Genomic DNA, 17,218 nt, shown 5'->3' with positions numbered 1-17,218 from the left:
GTTGATGCCCATGCTCAAACTGATCGCCCTGACAATGGCGCTGTTCGCCAGCGCTGCCCATGCCGAAGACGAATTGCACACGGACTTGCCCCTGCCTTACCTGGAACAGACCCAGAGCGATGCACGCAACGAGCCGCTGGTGATCTTCCTGCATGGTTATGGCAGTGACGAGGCCGACTTGTTCGGGCTCAAGGACCGCTTGCCGTCGACCTGGACCTACCTGTCTGCACGGGCACCGATGCCGGTGGAAGGCGGTGGTTATCGCTGGTTTCGCAAGAAGCCGGGCGATGGCGATTTTGATGGCGAGACCGCCGATTTGCAGAGCAGCGCCAAGCTGATCGAAGACTTCGTCGCAAAGGCCACCACCAAGTACCACACCCAAAGTGAGCGAGTGTTTCTGGTGGGGTTCAGCCAGGGCGCGATCATGTCGTACGAAGTCGGGTTAAGGCATCCCGAAACCTTGCGCGGGATCGCGGCGTTGAGCGGCAGCCTGCTGCCGGTACTCAAGGCTGAGCTCAAAACGGACGCGCAACTGGGCAAGCTGGCGATTTTCATCGGTCACGGGACGTTGGACCAGGCGCTGCCTTACTACTCGGCAACGCGGGCCAACGAGGTGTTGCAGGGGATTGGCCTCACGCCGGAATTCCACGGTTACCCGGGGATGATTCATACCGTGGGTGAGGCGGAGTTGCTGGACTTGAAGCAGTGGCTGGAGAAGAGCCTGCGCTGAGTCCGTCGATGTGGACGCGGTCAAAATGTGGGAGCGGGCTTGCTCGCGAAAGCGGTGGGTCAGTTAATACATGTGCTGACTGAAACACTGTTTTCGCGAGCAAGCTCGCTCCCACATTGGATTTTCATTGCCAGATTAAAACCGGTTATTTACCGCCAATAATCTGTTTCACCAACAGTGCATGGCCTTTCTCGTCATCCGCCCGGGAAATGGCCTGCACCACCAATTGGTGGCTGCCGGAGCCCGTCAGGAAGGTGGAGCTCAGCGTCTTGCCACCGCCCATGGTCGCGGTGCTGTCGACCTGGCGCAGGGCCAGGCCTTTGACGGTGAGTTTCTTCTCGGCGCCTTTCTTGAAGTCCGGCAGGGCCGCGCTTTGTTCCTTGACGAAATCCGCCACGGCGCCGTCGAGGAACTGCGGGTCGTTGTCCTTGATCAGGCCGGCGACGCTCGGTTTCTCGACCACAAAAATCACGCTTTTGGTGGCCTGGTCGCTGTACATCGTGCCGCTGGCGCCCGCCGTGCCATGTTCGGCATCACCGGCCGGCAACGGGTCGGCCAGGTAGGACTTGGGCAGGTTGAAGCTGAACTTGCCGTCCAGGGTGGAAATGGTCTGGGTGGCGGTTTTCTGCGCGGCAGGCTTGCTGGCGGCGAGGACTTGGCTGGCGCCGAAGCCGGCGGCCAGCGCGAGGGCCAAGAGGGCTGCGGTCTTGCTGAGGGTGGCCATGAAGCTCTCCAGGGATGAACGAAATTGCGCCGTATTCTGTCAGAATTTTCGCAAGATCGTTCATCTCCATCCTTACACCTTGTCGGACTCCTCCTCGAGCCGGTCCATCTCAAACAGCCGCGCCAATTCTGTCCGGGCTTCCTGGGCCGACTGCATCACCTTGGCCGCGTCGTCATACACCGCGTGCTGGGCGGCCAGCAGTTGCAGGTCGTGGTTTTTGAAACGGTTGATGCGCGCATCGGCCTGGGCTTGGGTCAAGCCAAGGCCCACCAGGGTGCGGCGGCTCATTTCCAGGCTGGAGTAAAACGTTTCGCGCACCGGTGATGCGTCGAGGTCCACCAGGCGATGCACGTGTTGGCGGTTACGGGCGCGGGCGATGATCTTCATGTGCGGGTAGAGGCTGCGCACCAGTTCGGCGGTCTTGATGTTGATTTCGGGGTCGTCCATGGCGATCACGAAGAATTCAGCCTGGTCGACTTTCGCCGCGTGGAGGATTTCCGGGCGCTGGGGGTCGCCGTAGAACACCGGCATGCCGCCGAAACTGCGGGTCAGCTCGATGGTTTCCACCGAGGTGTCGAGGGCGATAAACGAGATGTTTTGCGCCCGCAGGATCCGCGCCACGATCTGCCCCATACGGCCCATCCCGGCGATTACCACCCGGGGGGCATCGCTTTCGATGGCGCGGTATTCCTCGGGCACTTCCACCGGCTTGACCTTGGGCTTGAACAGTTTCGGGCAGAGCAACAGCAGCAACGGGGTCAAGGCCATCGACAGGGTGATGGTCAGCACGAGGATGTCGTAGAGGTGCGGTTCGAACAGGCCCTGGTCGCGGCCGATCTTGAACACCACGAAGGCAAATTCACCGCCGGCCGCCAGCACCACACCCAGGCGCAGCGCGCTTTCACGGTTCAGGTCACCGGCCAGTCGGCCCACGCAAAACAGCAGCGGCAATTTGATGGCGATCAGCAGCAGGGTCAGGCCCAGCACGATCACCGGCGCACTGAACAACAGGCTGATATTGGCGCCCATGCCCACACTGATAAAAAACAGGCCCAGCAGCAGGCCCTTGAACGGTTCGATCTGCGATTCCAGCTCATGCCGGTATTCGGAGTCTGCCAACAGCAACCCGGCGAGGAAGGCGCCGAGGGCCATGGACACACCCACCAGCTCCATCAGCCATGCCGTGCCGATCACTACCAGCAACGCGGTGGCCGTGGACACTTCCCGCAGCCCGGTCTTGGCGACGATGCGAAACACCGGCCGCAGCAGATAGCGCCCGCCGATGATCACCACGGCGATGCTGCCCAGTACTTCCAGGCCATGCTGCAGGCCTTGGGAGGTGGTGGCGGGGTGATCGCTGCCGGCGAGCAGCGGCACCATGGCGATCAGCGGGATGGCCGCGATGTCCTGGAACAACAGGATCGCAAAGGCCAGGCGCCCGTGGGGCTGGTTAAGCTCCTTGCGCTCGGCCAGGCTTTGCAGGCCGAACGCGGTGGAGGAGAGCGCCAGGCCAAGGCCCAGCACAATCGCACTGTTCCATGACTGGCCAAACGCAAACAGCGCTACCACGCCGATCACCGTACCCGTCAGCAACACCTGCGCCAGGCCGACGCCAAACACCGCCTTGCGCATCACCCACAGACGCTTCGGTGACAGCTCCAGGCCAATGATGAACAGCAGCAACACCACCCCCAGTTCGGAGAACTGGCTGACGCTTTGCGGGTTGCCCACCAGGCCCAGCACCGAGGGGCCGATGATCACGCCGGCCAGCAAATAACCCAACACGGCGCCCAGCTGCAGGCGCTTGGCCAAGGGCACGGTCAGTACGGCGGCAAACAGGAATACAACCGCCGCTTGTAACAGGTTGCCTTCATGGGGCATTGGGGACTCCAGGATCGTTTCGCTGAATCAACAGGTTTTACTGCAGGAGCGAGCTTGCTCGCGAAAATCGTTAACGATGACGCTGACTGGCTGAATACACGCGGAGCCTTAGCGCTTTTCGCGAGCAAGCTCGCTCCTACAGGGGTAACACCGCGCGTTATTAGAGCGCTTTTTTACATTGTGAAATCTGAATTTTTGCGCGGCTCGAAGGGTTCACCTCCGCGTTCATTGGATGTCGTCCAGGCCCTGCACGGCACTCGCTAAAGTATTAATACCATTTATTTCAATGAGTTTTACGCACGCGGCTAACGTTGTGAAAAACAGGATCAGTTGTCACCACGGTCAGGTATTTCGACGTCGATGCGTGTTTGGATCTGTATTTGGGGCTTCTACGCATTCATGGATGAAGGGCTTTGACCACAAGGAGTTTCACGTGGAAAGAAGACTTGCTGCTGCCGCTAAACCTCGTATTTCTCCTCTTAATCTTGCTATTCGCCTCGGTATTGCCGGCCTGGTTCTAGGCCTGGCGAGCCCGGAGGCGATGGCGGCTTGTACGCCGGCAAGCCCCACAGCGGGTGCCACGGTCACCTGCAGTGGCGTGCCTTCGCTGCCGTTGTTCTTGAACACGTTCTCCAGTGCAGTGAATGACCTGACCGTCAACGTGGGCTCCGCTGCCCAACTGAACGCGACGCTGGCTGGCCAGGTGCTGAACCTGACGGGCAATAACATCACGTTGAACAACGCGGGCCTTATCGACCCGGCATTGCTCGGGCTTGTCACTGCCTTGAGCGGCGGTGTGGTGCTGGGTAACGCGGGGGCGAGTGTGGTGAACGTCACTAACGCCGCTACCGGGATCATCCGAGGTACTGCGGACCTGCTGGGTGTCAATCTCGCCAGTCTCAATGGTATGGCGCTTAACCTGCAAAACGGCGCCGGCGGCAGCACCAATATTGTGAACAATGGCACCATCGGTTCCACCGCATTGCTCAACCTGACGCTGTTTGCCGCGGATGCGCCAGTGGTCGCGATTCGCGGGGGCTCGCAAGTCAACGTGATCAACGCAGGCACCATCAACGGACGGATGGCCTTTGAAAGTTCCTCCACGGGTAATACCTTCGTCAACTCCGGTACGATTTCCGGCGGCGTCTCCATGGGGGCGGCCAGCAGCAACACATTTACCGCCGTGACCGGTTCGACCATCACCAATGGTGGCGGGGTTGGGCTCAGTCTCGGTGGCCTGATTGGCGTAAACCTGACGTTTGCGCCCACCGGGCAAGTTGATGGCGGGGCCGGGGGCAACAACTCGTTGATCCTGCAAAACACCATTGGTGTGGGCGGTGGCCCGAGCGGAGCTGGCACGGCGTCCAGCGCCAACTACGTGAACTTCAACAACCTGACGGTCAACAGCGGTACCTGGACCCTGCAAGGGCCACTCGTCAGCGGCGGCACCACCCTCAATGGCGGCATCGCGTCGTTCAACAACGGCCAGTCGTTCGGCACGGGTGTGCTGACCTCCAACGGCGGGACGATTCAGGCCAGCAACGCCGGGTTGACCCTCAATAACCTGATTACCCTGGGCACCGGCGGCCTGGTCGTGCAGGGCGCCAACGGCACGACGCTGGGAGGGGTGCTCTCCGGTGCCGGCGGCTTGATCAAATCCGGCACCGGGCAGTTGAGCCTCAGTGGTGCCAATACCTTCACCGGCAATACCACGCTCAATGGCGGTTCGGTGCAGGTCCTCAATAACCAGGCTTTCGGCACCGGAGCCGTGACGTTCGCGGGTGCGACGACGTTAAGCGCGCCGGGCACCATCAGCCTGGACAACCTCATCACCGTCAACAGTGGAATGACGACTACCGGAGCCGGGTCTTTTACCCTCACGGGCGTGGTCAGCGGGGCAGGTGGTATCAACAAGAGCGGCAGCGGCACCCTGACCCTTAATGGCAACAACACCGCCTATACAGGCGCCACCAATCTGAACACCGGCACGCTGGTAGCCGGTAATAACAATGCGTTGGGTACCGGTGTACTGAACGTCAATGGCAGCGCCAATCTTGATACCAGTGCCAATGTGACCCTGAACAACGGCATGGTCCTCAACGCCAACTTGACCACGGTCGGCAGCAACGCGCTGACCCTTGGGGGCGTCATTTCGGGCGTGGGGGGCATTACCAAAAATGGCGCCTCGACCCTGACGGTGACCGGCAACAACGTTCAGAGCGGAAATACCGCGCTCAACGCCGGCACACTGCTGGTGGGCAACAATAATGCACTGGGCACCGGCATCCTGAGCACGGCGGCAGGCACCATCCTCGATGCGACCGGTGCGGTGACCCTGGCCAACGCAGTGAGCATGGCGGCTGATTTGACCATCGGCGGCACGCAGGCGCTGGGGCTGAGTGGTGTGGTCAGTGGCGCGGGCGGGCTGATCAAGAACGGTGTGGCAGCGTTGACCCTCGGTGGCGTCAATACCTACACCGGCAACACCACCCTTAACGCCGGTTCGCTGATCGTCGGCTCCAATACGGCACTGGGGGCTGGCGGCATTTTGAACACGGCGGACGGCACCACGCTGGACGCAAGCACCACCGTTGCCCTGACCAATGCCGCCAACATCACCGGTAACCTGAACATTGGCGGGACCGCTGGCCTGACCCTTGGTGGCGTCGTCGCCGGCAGCGGCGGGCTGACCAAAAATGGCGCGGCCAACCTGGTCCTCAACGGTGCCAACACCTTCCTCAACGGCGTAACGCTTAACGCGGGCACGCTCACCGCCGGTAATAACGCGGCCTTGGGGGCCGGTGACCTGACCGTCGCGGGCGCGGCTTCGCTGGACAGCAGCGCCAACGTGACGCTGGCCAACAACATCGCAGTGAACGCCGACCTCAGCGCGACGGGCAGCAACGCCCTGACCCTGGGTGGCGTGCTCAGCGGCAGCAACCAACTGATCAAAAACGGCGCAGCCAACCTGACCCTCAACGGCGCCAACACCTACCAGGGCGGCACGACGCTGAACACCGGCAGCCTGACCCTTGGCAATGCCGCAGCACTGGGCACCGGCGCGTTGACCGTGGGCGGTGCCAGCACCCTCAACAGCACCGGCGCGCTGACCTTGGGTAATGCGATCAACCTCAATGCCAACCTCAGCGCCGGCGGGGCCAACCCGCTGACCCTCGGAGGCGTTATCGCCGGCGCGGGCGGCCTGATCAAGACTGGCGCCTCAAACCTGACCCTCAACGGCAGCAACACCTACACCGGCACCACCGCGCTGAATGCCGGGACCTTGATTGTCGGCGCCAATACCGCGCTGGGCACGGGCTCGCTGAACGCGTCCAACGGCACCATCCTGGACGCCAGCACCGCCGCCTCTCTGGGCAATTCCGTCAACCTCGGTGGCAGTCTGACGCTCGGTGGCAGCAACGCGTTGACTCTCGGTGGCAACGTCAACGGCATCGGTGGCTTGATCAAGAACGGCGCGGCCGACCTGACCCTCAACGGCACCAATAACTACCTGGGCGGCACGACGCTCAACACCGGCAAGATTATCCTCGGTGCCAACAACGCCTTGGGCAGCGGCGCGTTGACTACCGCCGCCAACACCAGCCTGGACGCCAACACCGCCGTCAGCCTGAACAACCAGATCGGCATGACCGGCCCGCTGACGATTGGCGGTAACGCAGACCTGACCCTGGGTGGCGTGATCAGCGGCAACGGCAACCTGGTGAAAAACGGTGCGGCCAACCTGATTCTCAACGGCACCAACACGTTTATCGATGGCACTTCGCTGAATGCCGGTACCTTGACCGTCGGCAGTAATGCGGCCCTCGGCACCGGCAGCCTGGCGGTCAACGGCGCGGCGACGCTGGACAGCAATGCCCCGGTAGCACTGACCAACAGCATCGCCCTGAATGCCGACCTCACCGTCGGCGGCACTCAAGGCCTGACACTGGGGGGCCTTATCGGGGGCACCGGCCAGTTGATCAAGAACGGCGCGGCCAACCTGACCCTCAACGGCATCAACACCTACAGCGGTGGCAGCAGCCTCAACGCAGGCACTCTGACGCTGGGCAATGGCGCGGCGCTGGGCAGCGGTAACCTGACCGTGGGTGGCGCCTCGACGCTGGACAACAGCGCGGCGCTGACCCTGGGCAATGGGATCACCCTCAACGCTGATTTGAACGTGGCCGGCAATAACGACCTGGCGCTTAGTGGCGTGATCAGCGGCGCTGGCGCGTTGAACAAAAATGGCCTGGCAGACCTGACGCTCAGCGGCACCAACACCTTTACCGGCGCCTTGAACATCCTGTCCGGCAGTGTCACCACCGCCAGCGCAGGTGCGCTGGGCAGCACCTCCGGCGCGAACGTCAGTGCCGGTGCGTCGCTGAACATGGGCAGCGATGCCAGCCTGGCGACCCTCTCCGGCAGCGGTGACGTGCAAGTCAGCGGGAGCAACACCCTGTCAGTGGGCGGCCTCAACGCCAGCAGCACCTTCGACGGTGGCCTGAGCGGCACCGGCATCCTGGCCAAGGTCGGCACCGGCACCCTCAACCTCACCGGCATCAATGGCCTCACCGGCGACACCAACGTCAACGGCGGCACCCTGAACCTCAGCGGCTCGCTGGGCAGTGCCAATGTCAGCGTCAATACCGGCGCGACTTTCACCGGCACCGGCTCGGTACTGGGTGCGTTGAACGTCAACAACGGCGGCCACCTGGCCCTGAGCAGCGGCAATACGCTGTCGGCCGGTTCGCTGGTGATGGCCGGCAGCGGCAACCTGGACGTGGCGCTTGGCGCACCGTCTACCACCTCGTTGCTCAACGTCGGCGGCAACCTGACCCTCGATGGCAACCTGAACGTCACCGATGCCGGCGGGTTCGGCGTCGGGGTGTATCGCTTGATCAACTACACCGGCGCGCTGACCGACCTGGGCCTGAATGTCACCGGCGTGCCGGTGGGCTTCGGCCTCGGCGACTTGGTGGTGCAAACCTCGGTGGGCAATCAGGTGAACGTGCTGGTGGCGGCGCCGAATGCCAATATCCGCTTCTGGGACGGCAGCCAGACCATCGCCAACGGCGTGGTGGACGGCGGAACCGGCAACTGGACGGCTGGCGGCACCAACTGGACCTCGGTCAACGGCCTGGTCAACCAGCCATGGGCGGCTGACTTCGGCGTGTTCCAGGGTGCGGCGGGCACCGTGACGGTGGTAGGCGGGCAATCGTTCACCGGGCTGCAATTCGTCACCGATGGCTACAACCTGGTGAACGGCGCGGCGGGGCAATTGACGGCGGTGAACGGCACTGGCGGCAACACCGCGATCCGTGTCGATCCGGGGGCCACCGCGACCATCGGCGTGGGCATTGACGGCAGCGGCACCCTGGCCAAACTCGACAGCGGCACCCTCGTGCTCAATGGCGCCAACAGCTACACCGGTGGCACCGAGCTTCAGGGCGGGACATTGGTGGTGGGCAGCAACACCGCCCTTGGCAGCGGACAACTGAGCACGTCGTCCGGCACCACGCTGGACAGCAACACCGCCGTGACCCTGGGCAACGGGGTGAGCCTGCTCGGCAACCTGACGGTCGGCGGCAGCAATGCGTTGACCCTCAATGGCGTGATTGGCGGCGTCGGTGGCTTGATCAAAAACGGCGCGGCCAACCTGACCCTCGGCGGCAACAATGCCTTCCTCGGCCCGGTTGCCCTGAATGCCGGCGGGCTGATCCTGGCGTCGAATTCGGCACTGGGCAGCGCCACACTCAATGCCGCCAACGGCACCACGCTGGATGCGGCCACTGCAGTGAGCGTGAACAACGCGATCAACCTGGCCGGTAACCTCGGGATCGGCGGCACGGCCGACCTGACCCTCGGTGGCGCTCTCAACGGCGCCGGCAGCCTGACCAAAAACGGCGCGGCCAATCTGGTCCTGAATGGCGCCAATGGTTTCCTCGGTGGAGTCACCTTGAACGCCGGGACCCTGACGGCGGGGAACGCTTCGGCGTTGGGCCTGGGTAACCTGACGGTGGCAGGCGCTTCGAACCTGGACAGCAACACGGCGTTGAGCCTAACCAATAACATCGTTCTGAATGCCAACCTGAGCGTCACCGGCAGCAATGACCTGACCCTCGGCGGCGTGATCAACGGCGCAGGCGGCGTAAGTAAAAACGGCAGCGCCAACCTGACGCTCAATGGCACCAATACCTACACCGGCGGCACCACGCTGAACGCCGGCACCCTGACTCTCGGCGGTGCAGCGGCACTCGGCTCAGGCACCTTGACGGTGGCGGGGCCTTCAACACTGGACAACGGTTCGGCGCTGGTGCTGGCCAACAACGTCACGGTCAACGACAACCTGAGTGTTGCCGGCACCAACAACCTGACCCTGGGCGGTGTGCTGGATGGCGCCGGCACCCTGACCAAAAATGGCGCAGCCGACCTGACCCTCGGCGGCAACAACACCTTCAGCGGCAACTTCAACGTACTCGGCGGTAGCCTGACCACCACCAGTGCCACGGCGCTCGGCAACAACGCCGGCTTGACCCTCGGCGCCGGTACCCAGCTCAACCTCGGCGCTTCCGCCAGCCTTGGCAGCCTGACCGGCAACGGCACGGCACTGATCGCAGGTGGCAGCATTCTTGGCCTGGGCGGCGGCAACCAGAGCGGTACCTTTGACGGGGTACTCGACGGTGCCGGGCAGCTGAACAAACTTGGCACCGGCACCTTGACCCTCAGTGGCATCAACACCCTGGCCGGCGACACCAGCGTCAACGGTGGCACCCTGAACGTCAGCGGCTCCCTGGCCAGCGGCAATGTCGCGGTCAACAGCGGCGCGACGCTCACGGGCACTGGCAGCCTTGGCGGCGCCGTCACCGTGGCCGATGGCGGGCACCTGGCAGGCGCGACCGGCAGTACCTTGTCGGTGGGCTCGCTGGTGTTGTCGGGCAACTCCAACCTGGATGTCGGGTTGGGTACTCCCGTCGTCGGCGGCGGTAATGCGCTGATCAATGTCGGCGGTAACCTGACCCTCGACGGTAACCTCAACGTCAGCGACATCGGCGGCTTTGGCAGTGGTGTGTACCGCATCATCAACTACACCGGCGGCTTGACCGACAACGGTCTGGTGATCGGGGCAGTGCCCGGCAGCGTGACGCCGGGGGATCTGCAAGTGCAAACGGCAGTCGGCAATCAGGTCAACCTGCTGGTGACGGCACCCAACACCACGGTGCAGTTCTGGGATGGCGGCCAACTGGTGGGCGACGGCACTGTTCACGGTGGCAGCGGTACCTGGGGCACCGGTACCACCAACTGGACCAATGTTGACGGTACCTTCAATCAGGCCTGGGGCAATAGCTTCGCGGTGTTCCAGGGCACGGCGGGCACGGTCACGGTCAACGGCACGCAAAGCATCACCGGCCTGCAGTTCGCCAGCGACGGCTACAGCCTGGTGGACGGCACGGCGGGCGCGTTGAACCTGGTCAATGGCGGCACCGGGAATGCGGCGATTCGTGTCGACCCTGACAACACTGCCACCATCGGCGTGGCCATCAACGGCGCCGGCACGCTGGGCAAATACGACACCGGCACCCTGGTGCTCAACGGCACCAACGGCTATACCGGCGGCACTGCCCTCAATGGCGGCAAGCTGGTGGTGGGCAATGACAGCGCACTCGGCACCGGCGTATTGACGACGGCCAATGGCACCGCGCTGGACAGCAACACGGCGGTCAACCTGGCCAATGCGGTGGTTGTGAGCGGTGCCTTGAATGTCGCCGGGTCCAACGCCTTGACCTTAGGCGGCGTGGTCAGCGGCAGCGGCAGCCTGGTCAAGAACGGTGCGGCCAGCCTGACCCTCAACGGCAACAACACCTACAGCGGCGGGACGCAGTTGGCGGCAGGCACGCTGATCCTCGGCAACAACAATGCCCTCGGCAGTGGTGCCCTGGGTGTTACCGGCAATTCAGTGCTCGACAGCACGGCGGCGTTGCAACTCAACAATGGGATCAACCTCGGTGCGCAACTGGGCTTCGCGGGCACCCAAGACACCACCCTCGGTGGCGTCATCAGTGGCACTGGCAGCCTGGTGAAAAACGGCAATGGTTCACTGCTGCTCACCGGTGCCAACACCTACAGCGGCGGTACCACCTTGAACGGCGGCACCACCTCGGGTGACACCAGCAGCTTGCAGGGCGCGATTGCCAACAACGCAACCCTGACCTTCGAACAGGCAGCCGATGGCACCTACACCGGCAACCTCACCGGCGCCGGCGTGCTGAATAAAAACGGCACGGGTGACCTGCTGCTCACTGGCAACAACACTTTTACCGGCGATACCAACATCAACGCCGGCGGCCTGTTGGTCAATGGCACGTTGAACAGTGCCAATGTGCTGGTGGGCAGCGGCGCCTCCCTGGGCGGTTCTGGCCAGCTGGCGGGTACGGTCACCCTGGCGAACGGCTCGACCCTGGCCGCAGGCACCGGCGGCACCCCGTTGTCGGTAGGCGGCCTCAACCTGTCCTCGGGGACCAACCTGGACTTCAGCCTCGGCGCGCCGGGCGCTTCTACCTCGGTGGTGAATGTGGCCGGCAACCTGACCCTGGACGGCACGCTGAACGTCACCGACGCCGGCGGCTTCGGCACCGGGGTGTACCAGCTGTTCCGCTACGGCGGCAGCCTGACTGACAACGGCCTGGCTTACGGCACGTTGCCTTCGGGCATCCTGCCGGGCGCACTGACCTTGCAAACCGCGCTGGCCAATCAGGTCAACCTGCTGGTGCAAACCACGCCGGGGCAAGTCCAGTTCTGGAACGGCGGCACCACCAACCCTGACGGCACGATCACCGGCGGCAGCGGGACGTGGGGCCCGGGCACCAACTGGACCGATCCGAACGGCACCCAGGGCCAGGCTTCGACCAACCAGTTCGCAGTGTTTGGTGGGCAGGGCGGGACCGTGACGGTGCAGGGTAATCAAGGCTTCACCGGCCTGCAGTTCCTCGATCCGGGCTACTCGCTGGTGGCGGGTGCAGGCGGTAGCCTGAGCCCGACCAATGCGCCGGACGGCAGCTTGGCCGCGGCACGGGTCAACGCTGGCGTGACCACGCAGATCGATGCGCCGCTGGTGGGCGCGGGCGGTATCAACAAGCTGGATGCCGGCACCCTGGTGCTGACGGGCGCCAATACCTACACCGGCGGCACCACCGTCAGTGGCGGTACCTTGGCCGGTAACACCATCAGCCTGCGGGGCAATATCTTCAACAACGCACGGTTGCTGTTTACCCAACTGAACAGCGGGAAATTCAACGGAGTGCTGAGCGGTACCGGTGCGCTGGTCAAGCAGGGTGCTGGTACGCTGCTGCTGACCGGCAACCAGCCGTTCAGCGGCACCGTGGCGGTGGATCAGGGTGTGTTGCAAGTCGGCGACGCGGCCAATCCGAATGCAGTGTTCGGTGGGCAGGTCACCGTGGCCAACGGTGCCGGGCTGACGGGTAATGGCAGTGTTGGCTCACTGGTCAACCACGGTGCGGTGACGCCCGACAGTGGCAAGCTGAGCGTCGCCGGCAACTTCACCAACGCCGCCGATGGCGCGCTGAATCTGGTCATCACCCCATCGGCTGCCGGCGCCCTGGCGGTAGGCGGCACGGCGGACCTGGCGGGCACGCTGAATGTGGTCAATCTGGCGCCGTATGCCGGGCCGACTACCTACACCTTGTTGACCGCCGACGGCGGGGTCACGGGTACGTTCGCTACCACCAACCTTGAGAACCTGGCGTTCCTCAATACCGCGCTCGACTACAGCCCGAATCAGGTCGCCCTGGCGGTCAGCCGCAATAACGTCAGCTACGCCAGCGTGGCGGCCACCGGCAATCAGCGGGCGGTAGCCGCAGCGCTGGGCAGTGGCGCAGCAGTGGGCGGTACGGCGGTGCAAAACGCACTGCTCAACGGCAGCGTCGCCGGGGCTCGCGCCGCGTTCGACAACCTGTCGGGGGAAATCCACGCCAGTACCGCCAGCGCCTTGCTCGAAGACTCGCGTTACATCCGTGACGCAGTCAATGAGCGCCTGCGCCAACCCGGTTGCTACCGCCAGGACGATCCACGCAGTAGCCTGGCACCGAGCGAAAATCAGTTGAGCAGCGCCGGTTGCCATGGCGAAATGGTCGGCTGGGCACGTGTGCTGGGCACTTGGGGGCATGTGGGTGGCGACAGCAACACCGCCAGCCTGGACCGCAACCTCAGTGGCTTCCTGCTGGGTACCGACAAACAGCTGGATGACGCCTGGCGCGCCGGTATTGCCGCCGGTTACACCCGCAGCGATCTCGACGCCAAGCGCCGCAACTCCAGCGCCGACGTCGACAGCTATCACCTGATGGCCTACACCGCGTACCAGCAGGAAGCATTCGCCGCACGGATGGGCGTGGCCTACAGCTGGCACGACATCGAGAGCAAGCGTGATGTGGCGGTGGGGGGTGTGGGGCAACGCCTGAAGGCTGACTACAAAGCCCGCAGCGCGCAAGTGTTCGGTGAAGTCGGCTACACCATTCAAACCGGCAGCGTCGCACTGGAACCGTTCGCCGGCCTGGCCTACGTCAACTACGACAGCGACACCATCAAGGAGAAGGGCGGTTCAGCAGCCCTGCGCGGTGATGCCGATCAAGACGTCACCTTCTCCACCCTGGGCCTGCGTGCCGGCCAGACCATCACCCTGGGCAACGGCTCGAAGATCACCCCGCGGGGCAGCATCGGCTGGCGACATGCTTTTGGTGATACCAAGCCGGATGCCGACCTGAGCTTTATCAACGGCGGTGGAACTTCATTCAGCACCCAAGGTGTGCCGATTGCCAAGGACAGCGCCGTGCTGGAAGCCGGCATCGACTATCAGATCAGCCCCAACGGCAAGCTGGGCCTGGGTTACTCCGGCCAGGTCTCGCGCAACGACAAGGACCATGCGATGACCCTCAGTTTCTCCCTCGGTTTCTGATCAAGGCCGAGTCTCTTCAACCGCCCGTAAGGGCGGTTTTTTTATGGGCGGATAATCGTGCGGGAAAAACCTGCAAACATTTTTCCGGGGAAAACGGGAGGCTGTGCGCCCCTCAGGCTTCTACAGTTATGCACTTGAGTTTATATTCCATGGATGGAATATTTGCATGAGTTGGGACGTTGAATATACGGATGAGTTTGGCGGCTGATGGGGCGAATTGGATACGAAGGAGCAGTCCTCGGTATCGGCCAGCGTGGATTTGCTGGGCTTTTTGGGGCCAGGCCTGGGGTTTCCCCACAGCAGTGATATCAAGGGGTCGCGGCATGGCAACCTGCGAGAACTGCGGATACAGCACGCGGGGCGACCTTATCGGGTGCTGTACGCATTTGATCCGCGCCGGTGTGCCTTATTGCTGATAGGCGGGGACAAAACAGGGCGAGGCCGCTGGTATGACGAATACGTCCCGCTGGCTGAGACCTTGTATGACGAACATTTGGAAACACTGCGTAAAGAGGGCCGTCACCATGGCTAAAAAATTCAGTGAGCTTCAAGCTGGCATGACACCGCAAGCTCGGGCCGATGCAGAGCGCATCCTCCAGCAGCACCTGAAAGAAATGCCTCTGCATGAACTGCGCAAGGCGCAACAGATGAGCCAGGACACGTTGGCCAAGGCGCTGAATATCAACCAGGCGGCAGTGTCCAAAATGGAGCGTCGCACCGACATGTATATCAGCACGCTGCGTAACTACATTCGCGCCATGGGAGGGGAGCTGGAGATTGTCGCCACGTTTCCTGATGGCCAGGTAAAGATCGAAAACTTTGCCAACTGAGTCATTTTTTCCGTCAACGCCCGGCCATGTGCCGGGCTTTTTGTTATCTGGAATACCTGTCGCCATTGTGCAGATTTATAGACAATACTTGGCATTCTCGCCCTATCGGCCATCACCATGAACCAACTCCTCGCCATGCGTGCCTTCGTCCGCGTCGTCGAAACCGGCTCCTTCAGCCGCGCCTCCGACCAGTTGGCGCTGCCGCGCTCCACCGTCAGCAAACTCATCACCGACCTGGAGAAGCACCTTGGCGTCAAGCTGATGCACCGCACCACCCGTGCGTTGGCGGCGACGCCGGAAGGGTTGGAGTACTACAACCATGCGCTGTGCCTGGTGGCAGAACTGGATGAACTGGACAATGCCTTGCGCGGGCAGAAGCTCAAGCCCAGTGGCCACCTGAAGGTGGATGCGCCGGCGTCCTTTGCCAATTGCCTGTTGATTCCTGCGCTGGTGGATTTTCATCGCGAGTACCCCGACATCACCATCGCCCTGGGCATCAGCGACCGCGCCGTGAATATCGTGGGGGAGGGTGTGGATTGCGTGCTGCGGGTTGGCAAGCTGGATGATATGGCCATGATCGGCCGCAAGGTTGCGGACCTGGAGTACGTCACTTGCGCCGCGCCCGGCTACCTTGAACGCATGGGCACGCCCACATCTCCTGAAGATCTCGAAAAGAATCACCTCAAGGCCGGCTATTTTTTTGCCGGATCGGGCAAGCCGGAACCGTTGATTTTCGAGCAAGGCACAACTCGGTACGAGGTAGGCCAGTGCGCCTTTTCGACCAACGAAGGCAATGGCCTCAAGGAAATGCTGCTTGCTGGCCTGGGCGTCGGGCAGCATTTCAAGTCTATCGTTGACTACTACGTCGAGACTGGCCAACTCGTCCCGGTGCTGGCGGACTGGACTCGGCCCGCCACCCCGTTGCACATCATCTACCCACCCAATCGACATCAGAACGCCCGGCTGAAGGTGTTTATCGACTGGGTGATCGAGCGGTTCGGCGTCAGGCAATAATCGCCGTCACGCGGATTTCAATACGCATCGCTGGCAGTCCCAGGGCTTCCACCCCCAGTTCGGTCCAGATCGGCGCGTGATTGGGCATGTAATGGCGGTACCACTTGACCATCTGCTCGTTCACCTCGGGAGGAAAACCGCCCACGTGGTAGGAGTTGACGTGGATCACATGCTCCCAGCCGGCACCTGCTTCTGCCAGGGTGCGATCCAGGTTGTGAAAGGCCAGGGCGATCTCGTCAGTGAGGGATTCGGGAATCTGAAACTGGTCATCCCAGCCGCCCTGGCCCGAGGTTTCGACACGGTTTCCGATTTTTACGGCCTGGGCGTAATGCAGGGTTTCGCGTGCAATGTCGCCGTAACCGGGTGTGATGAAAAATTCGGGCTTGCTCATAGTGTTCCTCGGCTTCAATTGACTACCCGGTGAATGTAGTGGACTGAATCGGTGAACAAAATCCCTGGTTTATGTCATCACTGTCCATCGCTGTGCATAATCTGCACCTAGCAGTTAAAGACCGGTGCGTAGCGCTCTTCACGTTTTTTGAAGTGGATGGGTGCCATGGGGACTTTTTCACCGTTCACGAAGATATCGGGAAATGTCAGGGTGAAATCGTCCATATCGCCTTGGCCCAAAGCGGAACCCGGTTCCTCGCTGCTGTAACGCACCCGGGGATCAAAGCCGGTTTCAAGTGGTTTGATGCTGAGCTGATAGGTTTTGCCCGACGCCAGTTGCACGGTGACCAATGGCGACGCGGCGCTGACCCACAACGGCGTGTCAGCTTTCCTCGCCGAGGGATAAAGCCGGCCGAACAGGCGCAATTCGGTGCTGGTTGAGCCGTCCTTCGCGGTCGGCGAGGCGACATACACCAATACGTGCACACCATTGAGTTCGGCAGAGAGTGGAGCGAAGCTGATAGCCGCCTTTGGGCCCGGGCAGGTGCGATAGAGCACGGCGTTTTGACCAGCGCTGGATTCGGGGTGCAAATAGGGGCCGGTGCTGCATCCGGCCAGAAGGGCCAGCAGAGCATAGAAAACGTAGCGTTTCAAAGGAACCACTCCATGGTGGATTGAGGGCG

The 17,218-nt window shown here is 62.6% G+C and carries 9 protein-coding genes; 5 read left to right on the top strand and 4 right to left on the bottom strand.

The window, feature by feature from the left end; translation table 11 throughout:
* The first annotated feature begins 10 nt into the window (after positions 1–10).
* Positions 11–730, top strand: coding sequence for an alpha/beta hydrolase (locus ACUN0G_RS31795; RefSeq protein ID WP_445575327.1), 720 nt, complete (start codon positions 11–13; stop codon positions 728–730).
* A 145-nt stretch (positions 731–875) separates the two neighbouring features.
* Here ACUN0G_RS31795 and ACUN0G_RS31790 read toward each other — a convergent pair whose 3' ends face one another.
* A complete protein-coding gene (locus ACUN0G_RS31790) occupies positions 876–1,454 on the bottom strand; it encodes a hypothetical protein (RefSeq protein WP_177069037.1) in 579 nt (192 codons plus the stop codon).
* 72 nt (positions 1,455–1,526) lie between these two features.
* Positions 1,527–3,335, bottom strand: a complete 1,809-nt coding sequence (locus tag ACUN0G_RS31785) for a monovalent cation:proton antiporter-2 (CPA2) family protein (protein WP_421524523.1) — start codon at positions 3,333–3,335, stop codon at positions 1,527–1,529.
* Positions 3,336–3,768: 433 nt separating this feature from the next.
* On the opposite strand from ACUN0G_RS31785, the gene ACUN0G_RS31780 reads away from it, so the two are divergent.
* The 4 genes from ACUN0G_RS31780 to ACUN0G_RS31765 all read left to right on the top strand — a co-directional run bounded on the left by ACUN0G_RS31780 (position 3,769) and on the right by ACUN0G_RS31765 (position 16,145).
* Entirely contained in the window at positions 3,769–14,301 is a 10,533-nt protein-coding gene (locus ACUN0G_RS31780) for an autotransporter-associated beta strand repeat-containing protein (protein ID WP_445575326.1), read from the top strand.
* A gap of 217 nt (positions 14,302–14,518) precedes the next feature.
* Positions 14,519–14,833, top strand: coding sequence for a type II toxin-antitoxin system RelE/ParE family toxin (locus tag ACUN0G_RS31775; protein WP_445575325.1), 315 nt, complete (start codon positions 14,519–14,521; stop codon positions 14,831–14,833).
* Complete coding sequence (locus ACUN0G_RS31770; RefSeq protein ID WP_076016282.1) at positions 14,826–15,131, top strand: XRE family transcriptional regulator; 306 nt, start codon at positions 14,826–14,828, stop codon at positions 15,129–15,131. Before ACUN0G_RS31775 ends, ACUN0G_RS31770 begins: the two co-directional genes overlap by 8 nt.
* A 117-nt stretch (positions 15,132–15,248) precedes the next feature.
* Positions 15,249–16,145 (top strand): LysR family transcriptional regulator, encoded by an 897-nt coding sequence (locus ACUN0G_RS31765; RefSeq protein ID WP_258345126.1) that lies wholly within the window; start codon positions 15,249–15,251, stop codon positions 16,143–16,145.
* On the opposite strand, the gene ACUN0G_RS31760 is transcribed toward ACUN0G_RS31765, so the two are convergent.
* Both ACUN0G_RS31760 and ACUN0G_RS31755 read right to left on the bottom strand, forming a co-directional pair.
* Entirely contained in the window at positions 16,135–16,536 is a 402-nt protein-coding gene (locus tag ACUN0G_RS31760) for a RidA family protein (protein ID WP_093208988.1), read from the bottom strand. The two genes, ACUN0G_RS31765 and ACUN0G_RS31760, sit on opposite strands and share 11 nt — an antisense overlap.
* Before the next feature lie 107 nt (positions 16,537–16,643).
* A complete protein-coding gene (locus ACUN0G_RS31755; RefSeq protein WP_445575621.1) occupies positions 16,644–17,198 on the bottom strand; it encodes a hypothetical protein in 555 nt (184 codons plus the stop codon).
* Positions 17,199–17,218: the final 20 nt, after the last annotated feature.

The organism is Pseudomonas sp. 32A (assembly GCF_052682255.1).
The sequence above is the reverse complement of the archived record's forward strand: the minus strand, read 5'-3'. Positions and strand labels throughout refer to the sequence as shown.